General features: G+C 60.7%; 22 protein-coding genes. 8 read left to right on the forward strand and 14 right to left on the reverse strand.

Annotated features, from left to right (window positions below; all coding sequences use genetic code 11):
- Positions 1-15: 15 nt before the first annotated feature.
- The 9 genes from DNK50_RS12515 to gcl all read right to left on the reverse strand — a co-directional run bounded on the left by DNK50_RS12515 (position 16) and on the right by gcl (position 10,766).
- Positions 16-1,212, reverse strand: a complete 1,197-nt coding sequence (locus DNK50_RS12515; protein ID WP_099586763.1) for an MFS transporter — start codon at positions 1,210-1,212, stop codon at positions 16-18.
- 168 nt (positions 1,213-1,380) lie between these two features.
- Positions 1,381-2,385: a sulfate ABC transporter substrate-binding protein gene (locus DNK50_RS12520; RefSeq protein ID WP_099586762.1), complete on the reverse strand. Its 1,005-nt coding sequence runs from the start codon at positions 2,383-2,385 to the stop codon at positions 1,381-1,383.
- Positions 2,386-2,481: 96 nt separating this feature from the next.
- Positions 2,482-3,306 (reverse strand): ion transporter, encoded by an 825-nt coding sequence (locus DNK50_RS12525; RefSeq protein ID WP_099586761.1) that lies wholly within the window; start codon positions 3,304-3,306, stop codon positions 2,482-2,484.
- A gap of 31 nt (positions 3,307-3,337) precedes the next feature.
- Entirely contained in the window at positions 3,338-4,213 is an 876-nt protein-coding gene (locus DNK50_RS12530; protein ID WP_112194301.1) for an urea transporter, read from the reverse strand.
- A gap of 137 nt (positions 4,214-4,350) precedes the next feature.
- Positions 4,351-5,766: a pyruvate kinase gene (gene pyk, locus DNK50_RS12535; protein ID WP_099586759.1), complete on the reverse strand. Its 1,416-nt coding sequence runs from the start codon at positions 5,764-5,766 to the stop codon at positions 4,351-4,353.
- Positions 5,756-7,036, reverse strand: a complete 1,281-nt coding sequence (locus DNK50_RS12540; RefSeq protein ID WP_112194303.1) for a glycerate kinase — start codon at positions 7,034-7,036, stop codon at positions 5,756-5,758. Before DNK50_RS12540 ends, pyk begins: the two co-directional genes overlap by 11 nt.
- A gap of 128 nt (positions 7,037-7,164) precedes the next feature.
- Complete coding sequence (locus DNK50_RS12545) at positions 7,165-8,055, reverse strand: 2-hydroxy-3-oxopropionate reductase (protein WP_112194305.1); 891 nt, start codon at positions 8,053-8,055, stop codon at positions 7,165-7,167.
- A 142-nt stretch (positions 8,056-8,197) separates the two neighbouring features.
- Positions 8,198-8,980, reverse strand: coding sequence for a hydroxypyruvate isomerase (gene hyi / locus DNK50_RS12550; RefSeq protein WP_112194307.1), 783 nt, complete (start codon positions 8,978-8,980; stop codon positions 8,198-8,200).
- A gap of 10 nt (positions 8,981-8,990) precedes the next feature.
- A complete protein-coding gene (gene gcl / locus DNK50_RS12555; RefSeq protein ID WP_112194309.1) occupies positions 8,991-10,766 on the reverse strand; it encodes a glyoxylate carboligase in 1,776 nt (591 codons plus the stop codon).
- Positions 10,767-11,032: 266 nt separating this feature from the next.
- On the opposite strand from gcl, the gene DNK50_RS12560 reads away from it, so the two are divergent.
- Complete coding sequence (locus DNK50_RS12560) at positions 11,033-11,473, forward strand: heme-binding protein (protein ID WP_112194311.1); 441 nt, start codon at positions 11,033-11,035, stop codon at positions 11,471-11,473.
- A gap of 98 nt (positions 11,474-11,571) precedes the next feature.
- Here the strand turns inward: DNK50_RS12560 and DNK50_RS12565 are convergent, their stop codons facing one another.
- A complete protein-coding gene (locus DNK50_RS12565) occupies positions 11,572-12,177 on the reverse strand; it encodes a TetR/AcrR family transcriptional regulator (protein WP_099586753.1) in 606 nt (201 codons plus the stop codon).
- 133 nt (positions 12,178-12,310) lie between these two features.
- Between DNK50_RS12565 and DNK50_RS12570 the strand changes: the two genes are divergently transcribed.
- Complete coding sequence (locus tag DNK50_RS12570) at positions 12,311-13,225, forward strand: DUF808 domain-containing protein (RefSeq protein WP_112194313.1); 915 nt, start codon at positions 12,311-12,313, stop codon at positions 13,223-13,225.
- A 54-nt stretch (positions 13,226-13,279) separates the two neighbouring features.
- On the opposite strand, the gene DNK50_RS12575 is transcribed toward DNK50_RS12570, so the two are convergent.
- On the reverse strand, positions 13,280-14,068 hold the full coding sequence (locus DNK50_RS12575) for a VacJ family lipoprotein (RefSeq protein ID WP_099586751.1): 789 nt from the start codon (positions 14,066-14,068) through the stop codon (positions 13,280-13,282).
- Positions 14,061-15,359 (reverse strand): serine/threonine protein kinase, encoded by a 1,299-nt coding sequence (locus tag DNK50_RS12580; protein ID WP_099586750.1) that lies wholly within the window; start codon positions 15,357-15,359, stop codon positions 14,061-14,063. The genes DNK50_RS12575 and DNK50_RS12580 overlap by 8 nt, the downstream gene beginning before the upstream one ends.
- A 236-nt stretch (positions 15,360-15,595) precedes the next feature.
- Here DNK50_RS12580 and DNK50_RS12585 point away from each other — a divergent pair, with 236 nt between their 5' ends.
- Positions 15,596-15,964 carry a hypothetical protein gene (locus DNK50_RS12585; RefSeq protein WP_112194315.1) on the forward strand — a complete coding sequence of 123 codons (369 nt, stop codon included), beginning with the start codon at positions 15,596-15,598 and terminating at the stop codon, positions 15,962-15,964.
- Between the two features lie 83 nt (positions 15,965-16,047).
- Here DNK50_RS12585 and DNK50_RS12590 read toward each other — a convergent pair whose 3' ends face one another.
- Complete coding sequence (locus DNK50_RS12590) at positions 16,048-17,601, reverse strand: glycosyl hydrolase family 17 protein (protein WP_112194316.1); 1,554 nt, start codon at positions 17,599-17,601, stop codon at positions 16,048-16,050.
- Positions 17,602-17,933: 332 nt separating this feature from the next.
- Here DNK50_RS12590 and DNK50_RS12600 point away from each other — a divergent pair, with 332 nt between their 5' ends.
- The 3 genes from DNK50_RS12600 to DNK50_RS12610 all read left to right on the forward strand — a co-directional run bounded on the left by DNK50_RS12600 (position 17,934) and on the right by DNK50_RS12610 (position 20,946).
- Positions 17,934-18,785: a glycine betaine ABC transporter substrate-binding protein gene (locus tag DNK50_RS12600; protein WP_112194318.1), complete on the forward strand. Its 852-nt coding sequence runs from the start codon at positions 17,934-17,936 to the stop codon at positions 18,783-18,785.
- A 194-nt stretch (positions 18,786-18,979) separates the two neighbouring features.
- Entirely contained in the window at positions 18,980-19,291 is a 312-nt protein-coding gene (locus DNK50_RS12605; RefSeq protein ID WP_016972153.1) for a DUF485 domain-containing protein, read from the forward strand.
- On the forward strand, positions 19,288-20,946 hold the full coding sequence (locus tag DNK50_RS12610) for a cation acetate symporter (RefSeq protein WP_099586746.1): 1,659 nt from the start codon (positions 19,288-19,290) through the stop codon (positions 20,944-20,946). The genes DNK50_RS12605 and DNK50_RS12610 overlap by 4 nt, the downstream gene beginning before the upstream one ends.
- A 240-nt stretch (positions 20,947-21,186) precedes the next feature.
- Here the strand turns inward: DNK50_RS12610 and gltA are convergent, their stop codons facing one another.
- A complete protein-coding gene (gene gltA / locus DNK50_RS12615; protein WP_099586745.1) occupies positions 21,187-22,476 on the reverse strand; it encodes a citrate synthase in 1,290 nt (429 codons plus the stop codon).
- A 364-nt stretch (positions 22,477-22,840) separates the two neighbouring features.
- Here gltA and sdhC point away from each other — a divergent pair, with 364 nt between their 5' ends.
- A complete protein-coding gene (gene sdhC / locus DNK50_RS12620; protein ID WP_016979564.1) occupies positions 22,841-23,215 on the forward strand; it encodes a succinate dehydrogenase, cytochrome b556 subunit in 375 nt (124 codons plus the stop codon).
- Complete coding sequence (gene sdhD / locus DNK50_RS12625) at positions 23,209-23,577, forward strand: succinate dehydrogenase, hydrophobic membrane anchor protein (protein ID WP_003233245.1); 369 nt, start codon at positions 23,209-23,211, stop codon at positions 23,575-23,577. Before sdhC ends, sdhD begins: the two co-directional genes overlap by 7 nt.

Below are 23,577 nucleotides of genomic sequence, written 5' to 3' on the forward strand. Positions count from 1 at the left end.
CGGTGTGCCGTCCCCTCAGGCGGTGGCCACCGACGTCTGGCGCGAGGCACTGACGAAACGCAATAACGCCACCAGCGGGAATGCACTCCCCACCAGAATCACCCCCAGCCAACCGCCGTGCTCATAGACGCTGCTGGCAATCGCCGAGCCGAAAGCGCCGCCGATGAAGATGCTGGTCATGTACAGCGCGTTCAAACGGCTGCGGCTATGGGCGTCGAGGGCGTAGACGGCGCGTTGGCCGAGGACCATGTTCATCTGCACGCAGAAGTCCAGGACCACACCGGTTACCGCCAGGCCGATCACGCTGTACAGCGGATGCACAAACGCAGGCAGGAAGCTCAACACCGCGAGCAGCATCGCCAGCAACGAAGCGCGGTGAGTGTGACCGGCATCCGCCAGGCGCCCGGCGATGGGCGCTGCGACGGCGCCCAGTGCGCCGACCAGGGCGAACAGCGCGATTTCGCTCTGGCTCAGGCCATGATTACGTGCGAGTTCCAGGGGCACGGCGGTCCAGAACAGACTGAAGGCGGCGAACATGCAGCCTTGATAAAACGCGCGTTGGCGCAGCACCGGCTGGCGCCGCAACAAAGTGCCCAGCGAGCCCAGCAATTGGCCGTAACTGGCGCTGTGATCGGGTTGGCGCTTGGGGATCGTGAGCATCAACACCACGCTGATAAACGCCATCAACCCTGCCGCGGCCATGAACATCGCACGCCAGCCGAAGTGGTCCGCCACGACGCTGGACACCGGCCGTGCCAGCAGGATACCCAGCAGCAAACCGCCCATGATGCTGCCGACCACGCGGCCACGGGACTCAGCGGGCGCCAGGTGCGCGGCCAGCGGGATCAGGATCTGCACCGACACCGAACTGAAACCGATCAGCAGCGACACCAGCAGGAACAGGTTCGGCTGTTCGGTGAACGCTGCGCCCAGCAGGCTGGCGATGGCCACCACGGTGGTGAGGATCATCAGCTTGCGGTTTTCCAGCAGGTCGCCCAACGGCACCAGGAAGAACAGCCCCAAGGCATAACCGATCTGCGTCAGCGACACGATCAGGCTGGCCATGGCTGGCGTAAGGCCGATGTCCGGGGCGATCAGTTCGATGATCGGTTGTGCGTAGTAAATGTTGGCGACGATGGCGCCACAGCAGAACGCAAACAGCATCACCATCCCGCGGGTCATGGTGCTTGCAGCGTGGGGGGTGGCATTCATGGTTGTCTCATAAAAGCGAAGGAAGATGGCGAGCGAGAATAAAGGCAAGGCGTCAGCGCGGGTAGGGCGCTTGGGGTGATATCACTTATGCTGGCTGATGATACATCTAGAAACAAATGTGGGAGGGGGCAAGTCGAATCGTCGCACCGGCCCTCCCACATTGTTCAGTTACTGACCGGAGTAGATCTGGTCAAAAACCCCACCATCATTGAAGTGAGTCTTCTGCACCGTGCGCCAGTCGCCAAAGGTCTTCTCCACCGACAGGAAGTCGACTTTCGGGAAGCGGTCGGTGTACTTGGCCAGCACTTTCGGATCACGTGGACGTAGGTAGTTGTTGGCAGCAATTTCCTGGCCTTCAGGCGACCACAGGTACTTCAAGTAGTCTTCGGCGGCCACGCGGGTGCCTTTCTTGTCGACCACTTTGTCAACCACCGACACTGGCGGCTCGGCTTCGGCGGAGACGCTTGGGTAGATGACTTCGAACTGATCACGGCCAAATTCACGGGCGATCATTTCGGCTTCGTTCTCGAAGGTCACCAGCACGTCGCCAATCTGGTTGGTCATGAACGTGGTGGTGGCGGCGCGGCCACCGGTATCGAGCACTGGCGCTTGCTTGAATAGCTTGCCGACGAAGGTCTTGGCTTTCTCTTCATCGCCGCCGTTCTTGAGCACATAACCCCAGGCCGACAGGTAGGTGTAGCGGCCATTACCCGAGGTCTTCGGGTTGGGCACGATCACTTGCACGCCGTCCTTGAGCAGATCCGGCCAATCTTTCAGGGCCTTGGGGTTGCCTTTGCGCACGATGAACACGGTGGCGGAAGTGAACGGCGCGCTGTTGTTCGGCAGGCGCGTGACCCAGTTGTCCGGCACCAGTTTGCCGTTGTCGGCGAGGGCATTGATGTCGGTGGCCATGTTCATGGTGATCACGTCAGCCGGCAGGCCGTCGATCACCGAGCGGGCTTGTTTGCTGGAACCGCCGAAGGACATTTGCAGGGTCAATTTGTCGTTCGGGTGCTCGGCGTCCCAATGTTTCTGGAAGGCGGCGTTGTAGTCCTTGTAGAAATCGCGCATGACGTCGTAGGAGACGTTGAGCAGTGTGACCGGTGCGGCATGCACGGCGCCCGCCAGGGCAAGGCCGGCGGCCAGGAGAGAGGCGCTAACGAGTTTTTTCACTGCTCATTCCTTGTTGTTCGAAAGAAGGGGTAAGGCCATTTGCCAGCGACTATAGCCGGGGCGCCATAGTCGCTTAAAGATTAAAAAGAACTTTGCTTATTCCACTTTCTTGAAAAGATTACTGCCGCAACGCGAACAGAACGCGGCGTTGGGCTCGTGGCTGTTTTTCTTGCACACCGGGCAGTCGGTTTGCAGCTGTTCACCGCGCATGGCACTGGCCAGCTCGGCGGTGAAAATCCCGGTGGGCACGGCGATGATCGAGTAACCGGTGATCATCACCAGTGACGAAATCACCTGGCCCAGTGGCGTCTTCGGCACGATATCGCCAAAGCCCACGGTGGTCAGCGTCACGATGGCCCAATAGATACCCTTGGGAATGCTGGTAAACCCGTGTTCCGGGCCTTCGATCACGTACATCAAGGTGCCGAACACCGTCACCAGCGTGCATACGCTCACCAGGAACACCACGATCTTCTGCTTGCTGCCGCGCAGCGCCGCCATCAGGTAGTTGGCCTGCTTGAGGTACGGGCTGAGCTTGAGCACCCGGAAGATCCGCAACATGCGGATGATGCGGATGATCAGCAGGTACTGCGCGTCGCTGTAATACAGCGCCAGGATGCCGGGCACAATGGCGAGCAGATCCACCAGCCCGTAAAAGCTGAAGGCATAGCGCAAGGGCTTGGGCGAGCAATACAGGCGCAAGCCGTACTCGATCAGGAAGATGACGGTGAAGCCCCACTCGATATACGCCAGCATATCGGCGTAGTTCTGATGCACCTGGTCGATGCTGTCGAGCATCACGATCACCAGGCTGGCGAGGATGATCAGCAGCAGGATGCCGTCAAAGCGCCGCCCGGCCAGGGTGTCACTCTGGAAAATCATGACGTAGAGCCGCTGGCGCCAGTCGTTGTTGCTGTCCATAAATCCCGCCCGAATCGAAGATCGAGCAAGCCTAGGGGGATTCGAAGGGGCTGTCCATGCGCGGTTTCTGAAGCCTGCGGCAACCGGCGCGCACCAGCCAGCAGGCGAGGATAAACGGCGCAGTGAGCGCGGGCAGGTGCAGGGCGGCAAAGCCCGGCGTGAGCAGGCTGGCCAGTAGGATGCCGAGCAGCGGCAGCCAGGGTTGGCGATGCAATGGGCTCAGGGCCAGGGCCGCGAGGGCTGGGTTGTAGCTGTGCAGGCCGAGGAGGGCGCCGGTGCTGTCATCCAGCAGCACGCCGATCAGCACGCCGGCGCTGGCGCCGATCAAGGCCCAGAGGGCTGCGCGGCGGTTGGCCAGCCACAGGCCAAGGGCAATCAGCACGCCGGCCAGGGGCTGGTCCAGCAGCATGATTTGCGCCAGGCCAGTGAAGGGGGCGCTGAGCAATGCCAGCGCATCGGGCTCGCCCAGGGCGAAAGTATTTGGCGCCGCAGTGCCCAGCAGCATCCAACCCAGAAGCACAAACGGCGCGGTGTAGGCGGGCAAGTCATCCGGTTGCGTCGCGCGCTTGAGCCATTGCCGCGTGAGGATCGCACTCAAGCCGCCACACGCCAGGATCAGCGGCGGCAACAGGGCCGACCAGGCGAAATGCTGGCTGATCAACAGGCCCAGCAATACGCCGTTATAGCTATACAAACCGGCTTGGCGTTCAGCCTTGGGATAACCCCGGCGCTGGGCCGTGAGCAAACCGGCTACGCCACCCAGCAGCGCACCGCCGAGCAAGGCCGGAGCGCCGATCAGGATGGCCAGCAGGCACAGCAGGCCGCACAGCGGTTGGCGTTGGAGGAAGATCTGGCTGAAGCCGTTGAGCAGGGCTTCGGCCCAGTCGGGGCAGGTCTGGTTGTGCATGGTGGGTATTCAGTGAGACCGGGTTGTCCCCATCGGGGGCAAGCCCCCTCCCACACTTTATTGGGTTCACATAGCGACAAGTGTGAATGCAGTCCAATGTGGGAGGGGGCTTGCCCCCGATGGGGCCTTCATAAGCGCTAGATCAACATCTCGATACGCAGCGAGTTGGTCGACCCCGGCTGCCCAAACGGCACCCCCGCCGTTATCACCAAGGTATCCCCACGCTGCGCCATGCCCTGAGCCTGGGCAATCTCCAGCGCCGTAGAACACACCTCATCCACCTGGCGCAGCCGATCGTTGACCACCGAGTGCACGCCCCACGCCACGCTCAGCCGTCGCGCCGTGGACAGGTTCGGCGTGAGGTTGAGGATCGGCGCCACTGGCCGTTCCCGCGCCGCGCGCAGGCTGGAGCTGCCGGATTCGCTGTAGTTCACCAGCACCGCCACCGGCAGGATGCTGCTGATACGACGGATCGCGCAGCTGATGGCGTCCGACACGGTGGCATCGGCTTTGGGCCGGCTGACGTCCAACTGCGCCTGGTAATCCGGGCCGTTTTCCACTTGGCGGATGATCTTGCTCATCATCTGCACGGCTTCCAGCGGGTACTCGCCCGATGCAGTTTCGGCTGACAGCATCACCGCATCCGCGCCTTCGGCCACGGCGTTGGCCACGTCGGTGACTTCGGCACGGGTCGGCGCCGGTGAGAAGCGCATGGATTCAAGCATCTGCGTGGCCACCACCACCGGTTTACCCAGTTGGCGGCAGGTGCTGATGATGTCCTTCTGGATCTGCGGCACGCTTTCGGCGGGCACTTCCACACCCAGGTCGCCCCGGGCCACCATGATGGCGTCGCTCAGCTCGGCGATTTCGCGCAGCCGCTGCACGGCGGAGGGCTTCTCGATCTTGGCCATCAGAAAGGCCTTGTCGCCGATCAGCTCACGGGCTTCGCGGATATCTTCCGGGCGTTGCACGAACGACAGCGCCACCCAGTCCACGCCCAGTTCCAGGCCGAAGCTCAGGTCACGCCGGTCCTTGGCGGTCAGTGGGCTCAGCTCCAGCAACGCTTGGGGCACGTTCACACCTTTGCGATCGGACAACTCACCGCCATTGAGCACGGTGGTGTCGATGGCATCAGCATGCTTGGTGATCACCCGCAGGCGCAGCTTGCCGTCGTCCAGCAGCAAGTCCATGCCCGGTTCCAGGGCTGCGATGATTTCCGGGTGGGGCAGGTTGACCCGGCGTTGGTCGCCCGGAGTCTCGTCCAAGTCCAGGCGCAGTGCCTGGCCGCGCACCAGTTGCACCTTGCCCTCGGCAAACCGCCCGACCCGCAGCTTCGGCCCTTGCAGGTCCATCAGGATGCCCAACGGGTAGTTGAGCTGGCGCTCCACCTGGCGAATCCACTGGTAGCGCTGGGCGTGATCGGCGTGCTCACCGTGGCTGAAGTTGAGGCGGAAGATATTCACCCCGGCCTCCACCAGCTCACGGATGTCATCGATCCCGTCGGTGGCCGGGCCCAGGGTGGCGAGGATTTTGACTTTTTTGTCAGGCGTCATGTTTGGCAGTCTCAAGAATCAGAATGGCGCGGAAGTCGTTGACGTTGGTGCGCGTCGGCTCGGTGACGATCAAGTCGTCGAGCGCCGCGAAATAGCCGTAGCCGTTGTTGTTATCCAACTCATCACTGGCACTCAGGCCCAGGGCTTCGGCGCGGCGGTAACTGCACGGCGTCATGATTGCGCCGGCGTTGTCTTCCGAGCCGTCGATGCCGTCGGTGTCGCCCGCCAGGGCATACACGCCGGGCAGGCCTTTGAGGCTGTCGGTCAGGCTCAGCAGGAACTCCGCGTTACGCCCGCCACGGCCATTGCCGCGCACGGTGACGGTGGTTTCACCGCCGGACAGGATCACGCAGGGCGCCGCCAACGGCTGGCCGTGCTGCACGATCTGGCGGGCAATGCCCGCGTGCACTTTGGCCACGTCCCGCGCTTCGCCTTCCAGGTCGCCGAGGATCAGCGGGCTGAAGCCAGCCTGGCGTACTTTCACGGCCACGGCTTCCAGGGATTGCTGGGGGCGGGCGATCAATTGGAAGTGGCTGCGGGCGAGGATCGGGTCGCCGGGCTTGACGGTTTCGGAGGCCGGGTTTTGCAGCCAACTGCGCACGGACGCTGGGGCGTCGATCCCGTAACGCTTGAGGATCGCCAGGGCTTGTTGCGAGGTGCTCGGGTCGCCGACGGTCGGGCCGGAGGCAATTACCGTGGCCTGGTCGCCCGGCACATCGGAGATGGCGTAGGTGTACACCGTCGCCGGCCACGCGGCCTTGGCCAACCGACCGCCCTTGATCGCCGAGAGGTGCTTGCGCACGCAGTTCATCTCGCCAATGGTCGCGCCGGACTTGAGCAGGGCCTTGTTGATGGTTTGTTTGTCGGCCAGGGTGATGCCTTCGGCGGGCAGGGCCAGCAAGGCAGAGCCGCCGCCGGAAAGCAGGAAGATCACACGGTCGTCTTCGCCGAGGTTGCTGATCAATGCCAGCACGCGCTCGGCCACGGCCAGGCCGGCGGCGTCGGGCACCGGGTGAGCGGCTTCGACCACTTCGATTTTCTGGCACGGTGCGCCATGGCCGTAGCGGGTGACCACCAGGCCGCTGACTTCGCCCTGCCAACAGTTTTCGACGACCAGCGCCATGGCCGCCGCGGCCTTGCCGGCGCCGATCACGATCACACGGCCGCTGCGGTCGGCGGGCAGATAAGGTTCAAGGACTAGCCGGGGATGGGCGGCGTCGATGGCTGTGGCAAATAGCTCGCGAAGCAGGTGTTGCGGATCGACCGACATAAGCGGGCTCCCGGGGGGATTCTTGTTTTTAGAGATGCAGCAATTTCAGACTTGGAATGGGAACAAATGTGGGAGGGGGCAGGCCCCCTTCCACATTGACTGCATTTCAGAGTGAGATCTGTGGGGAGTTACTTGTCGCGAATCGAGAAATTCGCCATGTGCTCCAGGCCCTTGATCAGCGCCGAGTGGTCCCAATTCCCGCCGCCAATCGCGGTGCATGTGCTGAACACCTGCTGGGTGCCGGCGGTGTTCGGCAGGTTGATCCCCAGCTCCTTGGCACCGGCCAGGGCCAGGTTCAGGTCTTTCTGATGCAGGTTGATGCGGAAACCCGGATCGAAGGTGCCCTTGATCATGCGTTCGCCGTGCACTTCCAGGATCTTCGAGGAGGCAAACCCGCCCATCAGCGCTTCACGCACCTTGGCCGGGTCGGCGCCGTTTTTCGAGGCGAACAGCAGCGCTTCGGCCACCGCCTGGATGTTCAGCGCAACGATGATCTGGTTGGCCACTTTGGCGGTCTGGCCATCGCCATTGCCGCCGACCAGCGTGATGTTCTTGCCCATGCTCTGGAACAGCGGCAGGGCGCGTTCGAAGGTCTGCGACTCGCCGCCGACCATGATGCTCAGGGTGCCCGCCTTGGCGCCGACTTCACCGCCGGACACCGGAGCGTCGAGGTACTGCGCGCCGGTCTCGTTGATCTTCGCCGCGAATGCCTTGGTGGCGGTGGGCGAGATCGAACTCATGTCGATCACCACCTTGTTCGGCGAGAGGCCAGCCGCCACGCCGTCGGCGCGGAACAGCACGTCTTCGACCTGTGGGGTGTCGGGCACCATCACGATGATGAACTCGGCTTCCTGGGCGACTTGCTGCGGGTTGGCCAGGGCCACGGCGCCGGCGCTGATCAGTTCAGCCGGTGCCTTGCCGTGGTGTTCGGAAAGGAACAGTTGGTGACCGGCTTTCTGCAGGTTTGCGGCCATGGGTTGGCCCATGATGCCGGTGCCGATAAATCCGATTTTAGCCATGATGAAATCCTCTTGTTATTACACAGCAGGTCCTATGTGGGAGGGAGCTTGCCCCCGATGACGGTGCGTCAGATAAAACAGGACTGACAGACCCACCGCTATCGGGGGCAAGCCCCCTCCCACATTGACTCGGTGGTGTTTGTTAGATCGCGTTGTGAGTTTTGAGCCAACCCAAACCCGCTTCGGTGGTGGTCAACGGCTTGTACTCACAGCCGACCCAACCCTGGTAACCGATGCGGTCCAAATGCTCGAACAGGAAGCGATAGTTGATCTCGCCCGTGCCCGGCTCATTGCGCCCAGGGTTATCCGCCAGTTGGATGTGGTTGATCGCATCCAGGTGCGTGGTCATGGTCCGGGCCAGGTCGCCTTCCATGATTTGCATGTGGTAGATGTCGTATTGCAGGAACAGGTTGGCACTGCCCACCTGCTCGCGAATCGACAGGGCCTGCGCCGTGTTGTTCAGGTAGAAGCCGGGGATGTCGCGGGTGTTGATCATCTCCATCACCAGCTTGATGCCCGCTGCCTGCAGCTTGTCGGCGGCGTACTTGAGGTTGGCGACGAAGGTCTTTTCCAGGGTTTCATCATCCACGCCGGCCGGACGAATCCCTGCCAGGCAGTTGATCTGGGTATTGCCCAGCACCTGGGCGTAGGCGATGGCCAGCTTGACCCCGGCGCGGAACTCCTCGACCCGGTCCGGGTGGCACGCCAGGCCGCGTTCGCCCTTGGCCCAGTCACCGGCCGGCAGGTTGAACAGCACCTGGGTCAGGCCGTTGGCGTCCAGGTGTGCCTTGATCTCAGCCGAGCTGAATTCATACGGGAACAGGTATTCCACTCCTTCGAAACCGGCTTCGGCGGCCGCTTTGAAACGGGCAAGAAAGTCCTGTTCGGTAAACAGCATGGACAGGTTGGCGGCAAAACGCGGCATAGGGTTCTCCTTAATCGAGCAGGGAAATGGCAGTCGGCGCATCGTTGCCGACCAGGGCCAGGTCTTCGAATTCGTTGACGGTGTTGATCTCGGTGCCCATGGAAATATTGGTCACGCGCTCCAGAATGATCTCGACGATTACCGGCACCTTGAATTCTTCGATCATCTGCTGGGCCTTGCGCAGCGCGGGCTGGATCTGGCCTGGCTCAAATACGCGCAGGGCCTTGCAACCCAGGCCTTCGGCGACGGCCACGTGGTCGACGCCATAGCCATTGAGTTCCGGGGCGTTGAGGTTGTCGAAAGACAACTGCACGCAGTAGTCCATTTCAAACCCACGCTGTGCCTGACGGATCAAACCCAGGTAGGAATTGTTCACCACCACGTGGATGTACGGCAGCTTGAACTGCGCGCCCACGGCCAGTTCTTCGATCATGAACTGGAAGTCATAGTCGCCGGACAACGCCACCACCTTGCGGCTCGGGTCGGCCTTCACCACGCCCAGTGCAGCCGGAATGGTCCAGCCCAGCGGGCCGGCCTGGCCGCAGTTGATCCAGTGGCGTGGTTTGTACACATGCAGGAACTGCGCACCGGCAATCTGCGACAGGCCGATGGTGCTGACGTAGCAAGTGTCTTTGCCGAACACCTGGTTCATCTCTTCGTACACGCGCTGTGGCTTGACCGGCACGTTGTCGAAGTGAGTCTTGCGGTGCAGGGTGGCTTTGCGCTGCTGGCAGTCATGCAGCCAGGCGCTGCGGTCCTTGAGCTTGCCGGCGGCTTTCCACTCGCGGGCCACTTCGATAAACATCGTCAGTGCCGCACCAGCGTCGGAAACGATGCCCAGGTCCGGCGTGAACACGCGGCCGATCTGGGTCGGCTCGATGTCCACGTGGATGAACTTGCGGCCTTCGGTGTAGACCTCCACCGAACCCGTGTGGCGGTTGGCCCAACGGTTGCCGATGCCCAGCACCACGTCCGACTTGAGCATCGTCGCGTTGCCATAACGGTGGGAGGTTTGCAGGCCAACCATGCCCACCATCAACGGGTGATCGTCGGCGATGGTGCCCCAGCCCATCAGGGTAGGGATCACCGGGATACCGGTGAGTTCAGCGAATTCCACCAGCAGTTCGCTGGCATCGGCGTTGATCACACCACCGCCGCTGACCAGCAGCGGGCGTTCGGCGGCGTCAAGCAGGGCCAGGGCTTTTTCGACCTGGATGCGTGTCGCCAATGGCTTGGCCAGGGGCAGCGGCTGGTAGGCGTCGATGTCGAATTCGATCTCGGCCATCTGCACGTCGAACGGCAGGTCGATCAACACTGGGCCTGGGCGACCGGAGCGCATTTCATAAAAGGCTTTCTGGAACGCGTAGGGCACCTGGCCGGGTTCCAGAACGGTGGTTGCCCACTTGGTCACCGGCTTGACGATGCTGGTGATGTCCACGGCCTGGAAGTCTTCCTTGTGCATCCGTGCGCGCGGGGCTTGGCCTGTGATGCACAGGATCGGGATCGAGTCGGCCGAGGCACTGTAAAGGCCGGTGACCATGTCGGTGCCCGCCGGGCCCGAAGTGCCGATGCACACGCCGATATTGCCGGCCTTGGTGCGGGTGTAACCCTCGGCCATGTGCGAGGCGCCTTCAACGTGGCGAGCAAGGACGTGATCGATGCCACCCACCTTCTGCAAGGCTGAGTACAGCGGGTTGATCGCCGCGCCTGGGATGCCGAAGGCGGTGTCCACGCCTTCACGGCGCATGACGAGGACGGCGGCTTCGATTGCTCTCATTTTGCTCATGTTTTGGTGCCTCTTGCGTTTTGTAATTGTATACAAGTGGTGTCTGGTCAAAGTGTATTCATGGCGAGCGTCAGAGGTCAATGGATTTTCTCCCTGGGCCTTGGCGTTCGTCGGAAGGCATTTTCAGCGGACTTTTTCGACGTATGGAGACTTTGTGCGAAAATATTGTATACAAAAACAAATGTCATTGTGTTCTATTTGTTTGATCGTGCATCTGATCAAACAGATCCAAACCGCTTTCCCAATAACAAAAGAAGGACGGCACCATGAGCGCTTTAACCTTGAAACTCGCCACCCAACTGGCCGGCCAGGCCCTTGCCGCAGGCCGCACCATTGCTGCGGCACCGTTGACCATCGCGGTACTCGACAGCGGTGGCCACTTGATCGCCCTGCAGCGCGAAGACGGCGCCAGCCTGCTGCGCCCGCAAATCGCCATCGGCAAAGCCTGGGGCGCGATTGCCCTGGGCAAGGGCTCACGCTTGCTGGCGCTGGATGCGCAGCAACGACCGGCGTTTATCGCAGCGTTGAACAGCCTGGGGCAGGGCAGCGTGGTGCCGGCACCGGGTGGCGTGTTGATACGGGATCAGGACGGTGTGGTGCTGGGGGCGATCGGGATCAGCGGGGATACGTCGGATATTGACGAGCAGTGTGCGATTACGGCGATTGAGGGGGTGGGGTTGTTGGCGGATGCGGGGGTGTCAGCTTGATTCTCTGCTGACTGAAAAGGCCTCATCGGGGGCAAGCCCCCTCCCACATAAATTGTGGGAGGGGGCTTGCCCCCGATTGGCACAGGCTCCTCGGTGTATCAGTCCGGCTCACAGCCCTTGAGCACCAACCGAATAATCGTCTGCGCCGCCGCTTCATAATCCGCTTCATCCAGCTTGGCCTTGCCGGTCACCGCCGAGATCTGCCAGTCAAAGTCCGCGTACGTCTGGGTCGCCGCCCAGATGCTGAACATCAAGTGATTGGGGTCGATGGCCGCGATCAAGCCCCGGTCCACCCAGCTCTGGATGCATTGGATATTGTGCTTGGCCTGGGCATTGAGCTGTTCGACCTGCTCGGCGCTCAGGTGCGGCGCGCCGTGCATGATTTCGCTGGCGAACACCTTGGAGGCAAACGGCAGGTCGCGGGAGATGCGGATTTTCGAGCGGATGTAGTTGCTCAGCACCACCGAAGGCTCGCCGTCCGGATTGAACGGCGTGGAAGCCGCCAGGATCGGCTCGATAATGCTCTCGAGCACCTCGCGGTAGAGGTTGTCCTTGGACTTGAAGTAGTAATAGACGTTGGGCTTGGGCAGCCCGGCCTTGGCGGCAATATCGCTGGTTTTGGTCGCGGCGAAGCCCTTGTCGGCAAACTCCTCGCTCGCCGCCCGCAGGATTTTTTCTTTGTTGCGCTCGCGAATGCTGCTCATAAACCAGGAGTTTCCTTGCCAATACCGGCGGTTGCGCATGGTAGCACCGGCCATCCGCGTGCCTCAACAATGTGCCCGTAAAGCCCTGCGCCGCGTTATGCTCGCGCCATCCCCCTTTAAGGAAGTCCGATTCATGGCAGGAAGCAGCTTGTTGGTGTTGATCGACGACATCGCCGCGGTACTCGATGACGTTGCCTTGATGACAAAAGTGGCCGCGAAGAAGACCTCCGGCGTGCTGGGCGACGACCTGGCGCTCAACGCCCAACAGGTCTCCGGCGTGCGTGCCGAGCGGGAAATTCCCGTGGTGTGGGCGGTGGCCAAGGGCTCGTTCGTCAATAAGCTGATCCTGGTGCCCACCGCACTCCTGATCAGCGCTTTTGCGCCCTGGGCGGTGACGCCGCTGTTGATGCTCGGCGGCGCCTACCTGTGTTTCGAAGGCTTCGAGAAACTCGCCCACAAATTCCTCCACAGCAAAGCCGAAGACCAGGCCCAACACGCGCAATTGGCCGACGCCGTCGCGGACCCGGCGACCGATCTGGTGGCGTTCGAGAAGGACAAGATCAAAGGCGCGATCCGCACCGACTTCATCCTCTCCGCGGAAATCATCGCCATCACCCTGGGCATCGTCGCCGACGCGCAGTTGACCCAGCAGGTCATCGTGCTGTCGGGCATCGCCATTGTCATGACCGTGGGCGTTTACGGGCTGGTGGCCGGTATCGTCAAGCTGGACGACCTGGGCCTGTGGCTCACCCAGAAGCCCGGGCAGGTGGCGCGCAGCATCGGCGGCGCGATCCTGAGTGCAGCGCCGTACATGATGAAAAGCCTGTCGGTGATCGGCACGGCGGCGATGTTCATGGTCGGTGGCGGCATCCTCACCCACGGCGTGCCGGTGGTGCATCACTGGATAGAATCGGTGAGCCAGGGCGCGGGTGCCGTAGCGTGGTTGATGCCGACGTTGCTCAATGCGGTGGCGGGGATTATGGCGGGGGCGGTGGTGTTGGCGCTGGTCAGTGTGGTCGGCAAGGCCTGGAAAGCAATCAGGGCTTAAATCGCAGACATAAAAAAGGCCATTCATTCGAATGGCCTTTTTTGTCGGTGCTATTTACTCGGCAATCTGCAACTTGCGCGATTCCGTGTAGATATAGCGCACCTTCTCATACTCAAACGGCGAGTTCATCTGACCATAACGGAAGCTGGTCTGGTAGCGCTTGTCCACCGCGCGCAGGGCCCAGACTTCCGGGTGGTTGGAGCTGACTTCGGAAACGTTGAGGAAGTTGATCTGGGATTCTGCGGTGTAGTCCACCAGCAAGCCGCCGGTATCGCGCAGGTTCGATGGGCCGAAGACCGGCAGCACCAGATAGGCCCCGCCAGGAACACCGTAGAAGCCCAGGGTCTGGCCGAAGTCTTCGCTCTGGCGCGGCAGGCCCATGGCGGTAGCCGGGTCCCACAGGCCCGCGATGCCGACGGTGGTGTTGAGCAGCAGGCGCCCGGTGGTTTCCAGGGAACGGTGGCCTTTGAGCTGCAGCAGGCTGTTCAACAGATTGGGCACGTCGCCCAGGTTGTTGAAGAAGTTGCTTACGCCGGTGCGCAGGAAACTCGGGGTCACGTACTTGTAGCCGTCGACCACGGGCAGGAACACCCATTGGTCGAAGCGGTAGTTGAAGTGGTACACGCGCCGGTTCCACGATTCGAGCGGGTCATACACGTTGAGCGCGTTGACAGATGAGCGTTCGAATTCGCGCTGGTCCAGGCCCGGGTTGAATTTGAGTTTGCTCAACGGCTCTTTGAAACCGTCGGAATCCACCACGATCGGCGCGTTAGCCTTGCTGTTGTCGGCATTGGCTACGCCCGCACACATCAGGGCGGCGAGCAGCAGAAAGTATTTAGCCACGGAAGAACTCCAGCATGGCGTCGGCGTTGACGCGGTAATTGAGGTTGCCGCAGTGGCCGCCCAGTGGGTAGACGGTCAAGCGATCGCCGAAGGTTTTACGCAGGAAACCCAGGTCGCCGGGGCCGAGGATCACATCGTCGGCGTTGTGCATGACGGCGATTTTCGGGCTGGCGTGCAGGTAATCCTTGAGGGCGTACAGGCTGACCTGGTCAACCAGTTGCAACAGGCTGCCGCCGTCGGAACGGGCGCGCCACATCGGGATCACTTGTTCGGTGAGGTAGCAGTCGAAATCGCATTGCAGCGCACGCTTGAGGAACGGCGTAAGGCTGGTGCCTTCGGTGATCGGGTACTTCGGTGGGATGATCAGGCCGCGACGGTTGATCAGGTCCGAGGTAAAGGCAATGTCGGCCGCCGAAAAGCGGAACGAGGTGCCGATCAGCATGGCCATCTGTTCGTTGGTCAGGTGCTGCTTGGATTGCTGGAAGTCGTAGAGCAGGGCGTCGTTGAGGTCGATATAGCCCTTTTGCTGGAAGTAGCGGGTCAGCTTGTTCAGCACCAGTTCATAGAAGGTGGTGGTGTTGTTGATGCCCTTGACCTCGGTCTGTACCAGCTTGTCGAGGTTGGTAATCGAGGTGTAGAGGTTGACCGGCGGGTTGAGCAGCAACACTTTCTTGAAGTTGAAGCTGCGGCGGGTCTCGTCCAGCTTGGCCACAAATGCCGCATCCAGGGCACCAAGGCTGTAGCCGGAGAGGTAGAAATCAGTCACCGGCAGCGAAGCGTTCTGTGCACGTACGGCCTGCATCACGCGGTACATGTCTTCGGCGTCTTCCTGGGTGATCCCCGGAGTGGCGAAGCGGGAGGCGGCACTGATGAAGTCAAAGCTGGTGGGCGACGACAGTTGCACCACGTGGTAGCCGGCCTGGTAATAAAGTTTTTTCAGGTATTCGTTGATGCTGCTATCGAACCGCGCGCCGGTGCCCGCGATCAGGAAGATCAGCGGCGCGGCGCGGTCCTGCTTGGCGATGCGGTAGGTGAGTTTCTTCACCGCCCAGAAGTTGTCCGGCAGGCTGAACTCGCGTTCGGGGCGCATGTTCAGGGTGTAGTCGGACTGATTGATCTCGTCATCGCTGGGCAATGTCGGCCGAAGGTCAGGCGGGGTGGTGGCGATGGTCGCTTCGAACGGGTTGGTCAAAGGGTAGCCATAGCTGGCTTGGTCAATGTCGACCGCCAGTGCTGACGCACTCAAAAAAAGGCTGCCCAACAGGGCGGCACAGCGCAAGGAACGGAGCATGACTAAATCCCTAAGAGGAAACGTGCTGAATGAAGTTCGCAGGCTATGACCACCGTGCTATCTCCGAAGTGCCAGCCTTCGGCACGAAAAGTCGGAAATAAACGTCGGAATCGGGGTAATAGTAGCCAGACGATACACTTTGCCACGCATTGGTGAACACTAATTGTGTGTATGTCCCTTGATAACGGCTGCGGGGGGATTAAGCTGGGCGCCGTTTTTGCCTATCGGAGTGCCCCATGTCCCGTCGTTTGCCGCTGATTTTGCTGCTTATTGCCCTGCCATTATGGCTGGCCGCCAGTTATGGTGCGCGCTACGGTTTTATGGAAGATGGCCGCTGGGTGGGGATTTGCGCTGACGAGGCCAGCCGCTGGGAATGCCAACTGCGTGGGAACCTGGGGTTGATGATTCACTTCAAGGTGCTGGGCTGGGCGGCGCTGATCACCTCGGTGCTGGCGTTTTTCGTGCCGGGCCGCGCAGGCTGGGGTTTGGCGGTGTTGGGGCTGGTGTTCGGGTTGCCGGCGCTGGCGTTGTACAACACCACATTTGCGGTGTTTGCGGTGGTGATTGCGGGATTGCGGTTGGTCAGGCAGCCGCGGGGCGCCTGATAGGGCCAATCGGGGGCAAACTCCCTCCCACCTTTGGAATGCGTTCTCATGTGGGAGGGGGCTTGCCCCCCCCGATAGCGGTCTTAGGCCCTGCGCACCCGCAAGCACCGCCACAAAGCCACCACCATCAACCCGCTGACCAGCGCCCAACCCCATGCCTGCTGGTTCAACAGGCCTTCTCGGTACAGCTGCGGCGCGATACCGGCGCCGATAATGAAGGTCAGCAGCGCGATTTCCCGACGCGGCCCGGTCACCGGGCGAACCATGTACACCAGGGCCGGCAGCAGCAGTGCCGCACTCGGGAAGCTGCGGTAGCGTGGGTCAAACACCAGTGCGAGCATCATCACCGCACCCGCGAACCCAGCGATTGCCACCAGCCAGCCTGCACGTTGTTCCAACCAGATGAACGCCCGTTCGCGCCAGCCTTCACGGGCACTCAAGGCCAGGGCCGCGTGAGCCAGCACCAGCAGGTTCAGCGCCACGAGTAAGCCGGCCCACACCCACTCATCAGTAAAGCGTGCAGTCACACGGGTCAGCTCGGCCCAGGAGCCGATGGAACAGGCTGCCACTGCGCCGAGCAACGGCAGCAGGATCGCGGCACGTGTCCTGCGAACCCGGCCGCCGAGCGCCAGTGTCCCCAGCAGGATGATCCCGCCCACCCCCAACCACAGCGGCCAGTACGGCACATTGGTCACGGGCCCGGCGAGAATGCCCTTTTCCTGGCGATCAGCATCGAACAGGCCCCAGTAGCCGCCTACCGCACCTTCGCTGGCGCGCTTCCACGGCTGGTCGAACGCTTCGATCAGGTTATAGCGCCAGCCATTGGCTTCAGCCATGGCCACAAAGCCGCGCATGAACTTGGCTTCATTGACCCGGCTCGGCACGGCCGTTTCACGCTGGCGGCCTTCGCTGGGCCAGCCGGTTTCGCCGATCAGCACGTCCTTGGGCGCGAACTTGTTGCCGAAGGTCTGGCGCACATCGCCCACGTGCTTGAGGGCCTGGTCGATGCTCGACGGATCATCTTCCCAGTAGGGCAGCAGGTGAATGGTCAGGAAGTCCACCGCCGGGGCGATTTCCGGGTGTTGCAGCCAGAACTCCCAGACGTCGGCGTAGGTGACGGGTTGTTTGATCTGGCTTTTGACGGTCTGGATCAGCTTCACCAGTTGCGCGGCAGTGACTTCCTTGCGCAGCAGGGCTTCGTTGCCGACGATCACCGAGGTCACGACGTCCGGGTTGGCGTTGGCCGCCGCGATCAGCTCATCGATCTCTTTTTCGGTGGCCACCGGATCACTGCTGACCCACGCGCCGGCCATCACCTTCAAGCCATGTTTGCGCGCCATGTCGGGCAGGGCTTCCAGGCCGGTCATCGAGTAGGTGCGGATGCATTCGAAGCGGGTGGCCAGCAGGGCCAGGTCGGCGTCCATGCGCTCGGGGCGCAGCTTGAACGGCTGGTCGAAGGGGGATTGGTCTTTATCGAACGGCGTGTAGGACGCGCATTGCAGTTTATGGCTGGCACTGGCGACATCCGGCAGCACCACTGGACGGCCGAGGCCATACCAATAGCCGACCAGGGCCAGCAGGCCGAGGATCAGGGCGAAGCAATAGGGCAGGGCAGGGAAGCGGGCAGTCGCGGGCATGGTCGGCTTATCTGGGGGAGCAAAGGCGCGCATCTTACCCGGATTTGTCCCTTCCCAGTGGGGCTGCATGATTTTGACATGCAAAGTTCGGGCGGAATATTGACGCCATGTTCCAGGAAACGTCCTGCTGGCGATGTGATGTCGTTTCTTGCTTGCATAAGGTCGCTGACAGAGCAGGTCGACGGCGTCGGCAGGTTGATGATCAGGGTGTCAGCATTCCACTGATGTCGCAGCCACCGGATCGATGCGCGTGAAGGCGGCGCGGTGCACCACATAACAACAGGTTGACGTCGCTCGGCATCCGTCGGGCGCAGCACTTTCGGGGAAGTACGATGAAGATGCGACGACTCTTGGGCGCAGTTGCCACTCTGGTAGTTGCGATGAGCTCCACACTGGCCAGCGCCGACAGCAAAACCCTGAGCATCGGCTACGTGGATGGTTGGTCGGACAGCGTTGCCACCACTCATGTGGCGGCAGAAGTGATCAAGCAAAAGCTCGGTTATGACGTGAAACTGCAAGCGGTCGCCACTGGGATCATGTGGCAAGGCGTGGCCACCGGCAAACTCGACGCCATGCTGTCCGCCTGGCTGCCCGTGACCCACGGTGAATACTGGACCAAGAACAAGGACAAGGTGGTCGACTACGGCCCCAACTTCAAGGATGCGAAGATCGGTCTGATCGTGCCGGAGTACGTCAAGGCAAAGTCCATCGAGGACCTCAAGACCGATACCACCTTCAAGAACAAAATCGTCGGTATCGACGCCGGTTCAGGCGTGATGCTCAAGACCGACGAAGCGATCAAGGCCTACGGCCTGGACTACAAGCTGCAGGCCAGTTCGGGCGCAGCCATGATCGCCGAACTGACCCGTGCCGAAGACAAGCAGGAATCCATTGCGGTTACCGGTTGGGTGCCACACTGGATGTTCGCCAAGTGGAAACTGCGCTTCCTGGACGATCCAAAAGGGATCTACGGTGCTGCTGAAACCGTCAACAGCATCGGCAGCAAGGGCCTGGAGAAGAAAGCGCCGGAAGTCGCGGCCTTCCTGAAGAAATTCCAGTGGGCCTCCAAGGATGAAATCGGCGAAGTCATGCTCGCTATCCAGGAAGGCGCCAAGCCTGACGCAGCGGCCAAGGATTGGGTCGCCAAGCACCCTGAGCGTGTAGCCGAATGGCTCGCTAAGTAATTTCCCCGATGCACCTTTGTGGGAGGGGGCACGCCCCCTCCCACATTAATATTTGTCCCCCGCAAATCTTCCTGTGTTCTCACAAACCCTCGCTACACTCGATCTACTACTAAGGTCGTCTGGAACCTGTTCCGCAGCCGCATACAGTAGCTATGTTCCAATAATAAAAAAGCTGTGCTGCGAGGATAAAAACAATGAACGACAGCATTTACCTCTCGATTCAAAACAGCCCGCGTTTCAAGGAGCTGGTGAGAAAAAGGGAACGATTCGCCTGGATTCTCTCGGCAATCATGCTAGGGCTTTACTCCGCTTTCATCCTGTTGATCGCCTACGGGCCACAAGTGCTGGGGGCCAAGCTCAGCCCCGGTTCGTCGATTACCTGGGGCATTCCCCTGGGCGTCGGGCTGATTGTGTCCGCCTTCATCCTGACCGGCATCTATGTGCGCCGGGCCAACGGCGAGTTTGACGACCTGAACAATGCGATTCTCAAGGAGGCTGCGCAATGATTCGGCGTCTATTGGCAATATTCGGCGCTTCACTGTTTGCTCCGGCCGTTTGGGCGGCGGACGCATTGACCGGTGCAGTGCAAAAGCAACCGTTGAACGTCTCGGCCATCGTGATGTTCGTCGCGTTCGTCGGTGCCACCTTGTGCATCACTTACTGGGCTTCCAAGCGTAACAAGTCCGCAGCCGACTACTATGCGGCTGGCGGCAAGATCACGGGTTTCCAGAACGGCCTGGCGATTGCTGGCGACTATATGTCGGCGGCGTCGTTCCTGGGTATTTCCGCGCTGGTGTACACCTCTGGCTACGATGGCCTGATCTACTCGATCGGCTTTCTGGTGGGCTGGCCGATCATTCTGTTCCTGATCGCCGAGCGCCTGCGCAACCTGGGCAAATACACGTTTGCCGACGTGGCGTCGTACCGTCTGGGGCAAACCCAGATCCGCACCCTGTCGGCGTGTGGGTCGCTGGTGGTAGTGGCGTTCTACTTGATCGCGCAGATGGTGGGCGCGGGCAAATTGATCCAACTGCTGTTCGGCCTGGATTACCACGTTGCAGTGATCCTGGTGGGCATCCTGATGTGCATGTATGTGCTCTTCGGCGGCATGCTGGCGACCACCTGGGTGCAGATCATCAAGGCGGTGCTGTTGCTGTCGGGTGCTTCGTTCATGGCGCTGATGGTGATGAAGCACGTCAACTTCGACTTCAACATGCTGTTCTCCGAGGCGATCAAGGTTCACCCTAAAGGTGAGGCGATCATGAGTCCCGGCGGTCTGGTGAAAGATCCGATCTCCGCATTCTCCCTGGGCCTGGCCTTGATGTTTGGTACCGCCGGCCTGCCGCACATCCTGATGCGCTTCTTCACCGTAAGCGACGCCAAGGAAGCGCGTAAGAGCGTGCTGTATGCCACTGGCTTTATCGGCTACTTCTATATCCTGACCTTTATCATCGGCTTTGGCGCGATCCTGCTGGTCAGCACCAATCCGGCGTTCAAGGATGCAGCTGGCGCCTTGCTGGGCGGTAACAACATGGCAGCGGTGCATCTGGCCAACGCGGTGGGTGGCAGTATCTTCCTGGGCTTCATCTCGGCCGTGGCCTTCGCCACCATCCTGGCCGTGGTTGCAGGTTTGACCCTGGCCGGCGCTTCGGCGGTGTCCCACGACCTGTACGCCAGCGTGATCAAGAAAGGCAAAACCAACGACAAGGATGAGATTCGCGTGTCGAAGATCACCACCGTGGCCTTGGGTGTATTGGCAATCGGCCTGGGTATCCTGTTCGAAAGCCAGAACATCGCGTTCATGGTTGGCCTGGCGTTCTCCATTGCCGCGAGCTGTAACTTCCCCGTACTGCTGCTTTCCATGTACTGGAAAAACCTCACCACCCGTGGCGCCATGATCGGCGGCTGGCTGGGCTTGATCAGCGCCGTTGGCCTGATGATCCTTGGCCCGACCATTTGGGTCTCGATCCTGCACCATGAAAAAGCCATCTTCCCGTACGAATACCCGGCGCTGTTCTCAATGATCATCGCGTTCGTGGGTATCTGGTTCTTCTCCATCACCGACAAGTCGGCGGCGGCAGAGAAAGAGCGTGCGCTGTACTTCCCGCAGTTTGTGCGTTCGCAGACTGGCCTGGGGGCGAGCGGGGCGGTTAATCACTAAGATGTAGCTGAATAAGAAATACCCCGGTCGAAAGGCCGGGGTATTTTTTTGCCTTGGGTTTTGTGGTGTTTGTGCCAATGCCATCGGGGGCAAGCCCCCTCCCACAGTTAACCGAGCCCATCTTTTGGAATGCAGCTCAATGTGGGAGGGGGCTTGCCCCCGATAGCGGTAGACCAGGCAACACCAACAAAAACGGCCTCCACTAAGGGAGGCCGTTTTCAGTACAACTAAGCGGATTGCTTACTTGCGATCTTCCAACTTGGAGATATCACGCGACTCGTAGCCGGTGTACAGCTGGCGCGGGCGGCCAATCTTGTACGGGCTGGAGAGCATTTCTTTCCAGTGGGAGATCCAGCCCACGGTCCGCGCCAGGGCGAAGATCACGGTGAACATGCTGGTAGGAATGCCGATCGCCTTGAGGATGATCCCCGAGTAGAAGTCGACGTTCGGGTACAACGAGCGTTCGATGAAGTACGGGTCGGTCAGGGCGATCTCTTCCAGGCGCATGGCCAGTTCGAGTTGCGGATCGTTTTTGATGCCCAGTTCCTTCAACACTTCGTCGCAGGTCTTCTTCATCACGGTGGCGCGCGGGTCGCGGTTCTTGTAGACCCGGTGACCGAAGCCCATCAGCTTGAACGGATCGTTCTTGTCCTTGGCCTTGGCGATGAATTTGTCGATGTTCGAGACATCGCCGATTTCATCGAGCATGGTCAATACGGCTTCGTTCGCACCGCCGTGGGCAGGGCCCCACAGTGCGGCGATACCGGCGGCGATACAGGCGAACGGGTTGGCACCCGAAGAGCCTGCCAGGCGTACGGTGGACGTCGAGGCGTTCTGTTCGTGGTCGGCGTGGAGGATGAAGATCTTGTCCATCGCAGCGGCCAGCACCGGGCTGATCGGTTTGATCTCGCACGGCGTGTTGAACATCATGTGCAGGAAGTTTTCCGCGTACGTCAGGTCGTTGCGCGGGTACATCATGGGTTGACCCATGGAGTACTTGTAAACCATTGCGGCCAGCGTCGGCATCTTCGCAACCAGGCGGATCGCGGAGATTTCGCGATGCTGCGGGTTATTGATGTCGAGGGAGTCGTGATAGAAGGCCGACAGGGCGCCAACCACGCCGCACATGACGGCCATCGGGTGGGCGTCGCGACGGAAGCCGTTGAAGAAGGTCTTCAACTGCTCGTGAACCATGGTGTGGTTCTTCACGGTGCTGACGAACTGGGCTTTTTGCTCGGCTGTTGGCAGTTCGCCATTTAGCAGCAGGTAGCAGGTTTCCAGGTAGTCCGACTTTTCAGCCAGTTGCTCGATCGGGTAGCCCCGATGTAGCAGGATGCCATTGTCGCCGTCGATATAGGTGATCTTCGACTCGCAAGAGGCGGTCGACATGAAGCCTGGGTCGAAAGTGAAACGGCCCGTGGCCGTCAGGCCCCGTACGTCGATAACATCGGGACCAACGGTGCCGGTTAAAATGGGCAGCTCGACGGGGGCTGCGCCCTCGATGATCAACTGCGCTTTTTTGTCAGCCATGTGGCCTCCTATTTATGCTTCAAATCATCAGACAGACCCCCCACGCAGGGCCCGCACCACTATAGTGAGATAAATTCAGATGTCAATTTGCCTAAAGTCTTGCCCCAGAAGGCTTTAACCGTACTTTTTCCTCGAAATTGGCTGCCATTTACGCCTTTTATCCCGCCAGCGCAATCCGCTATTAGGGTGAGGTGCGCGCGTTGTCATTAGTAACCTAACTGTCTATACTCGGCCACCGACCGCCAAGGGCTTTTGGGCTTGCTTTCATTGGGGGTCGCACTCCCTGGGTGGTGCTTACCTGACCAGTGCACTCCCCAACAACTTTGCCCTGATTGTTAGGGGCTCTTCAGTGTGAAAAAAAGCCGTGAATAGCCAACGACCTGTAAACCTAGACCTAAGGACCATCAAACTCCCCATCACCGGCGTTACGTCGTTCCTGCACCGTGTTTCCGGCATCATCCTGTTCCTGGGCTTGGGCATCATGCTTTATGCATTGAGCAAATCCCTGGGTTCCGAGGAAGGTTACGCCGAGGTGAAGGCATGCTTGACCAGCCCGCTGGCCAAGTTCGTAGCATGGGGCCTCCTGTCCGCTCTGCTGTATCACCTGGTAGCCGGTGTGCGCCACTTGATCATGGATGCGGGTATCGGTGAGACGCTGGAAGGCGGCCGCCTGGGCTCGAAAATCATCATCGCCATTTCCGTGGTGCTGATCGTTCTGGCAGGAGTTTGGATATGGTAACCAGCGTTACGAACCTTTCGCGTTCGGGCCTCTATGACTGGATGGCACAACGTGTGTCTGCGGTCGTTCTCGCGGCTTATTTCATTTTCCTGATCGGATACCTCGTCGCAAACCCGGGCATCGGCTATGAGCAATGGCACGGCCTGTTTGCCCACAATGCGATGCGAATCTTCAGTCTGCTGGCCCTTGTAGCCCTGGGCGCTCACGCCTGGGTCGGCATGTGGACCATCGCGACTGACTACCTGACGCCGATGGCGCTGGGCAAGTCCGCGACTGCAGTCCGTTTTCTCTTCCAGGCAGTCTGCGGCATTGCGATGTTCGCTTACTTCGTCTGGGGTGTGCAGATTCTTTGGGGTATCTGA

Source organism: Pseudomonas sp. LG1E9 (assembly GCF_003290225.1).
Lineage (GTDB): Bacteria > Pseudomonadota > Gammaproteobacteria > Pseudomonadales > Pseudomonadaceae > Aquipseudomonas > Aquipseudomonas cyclaminis.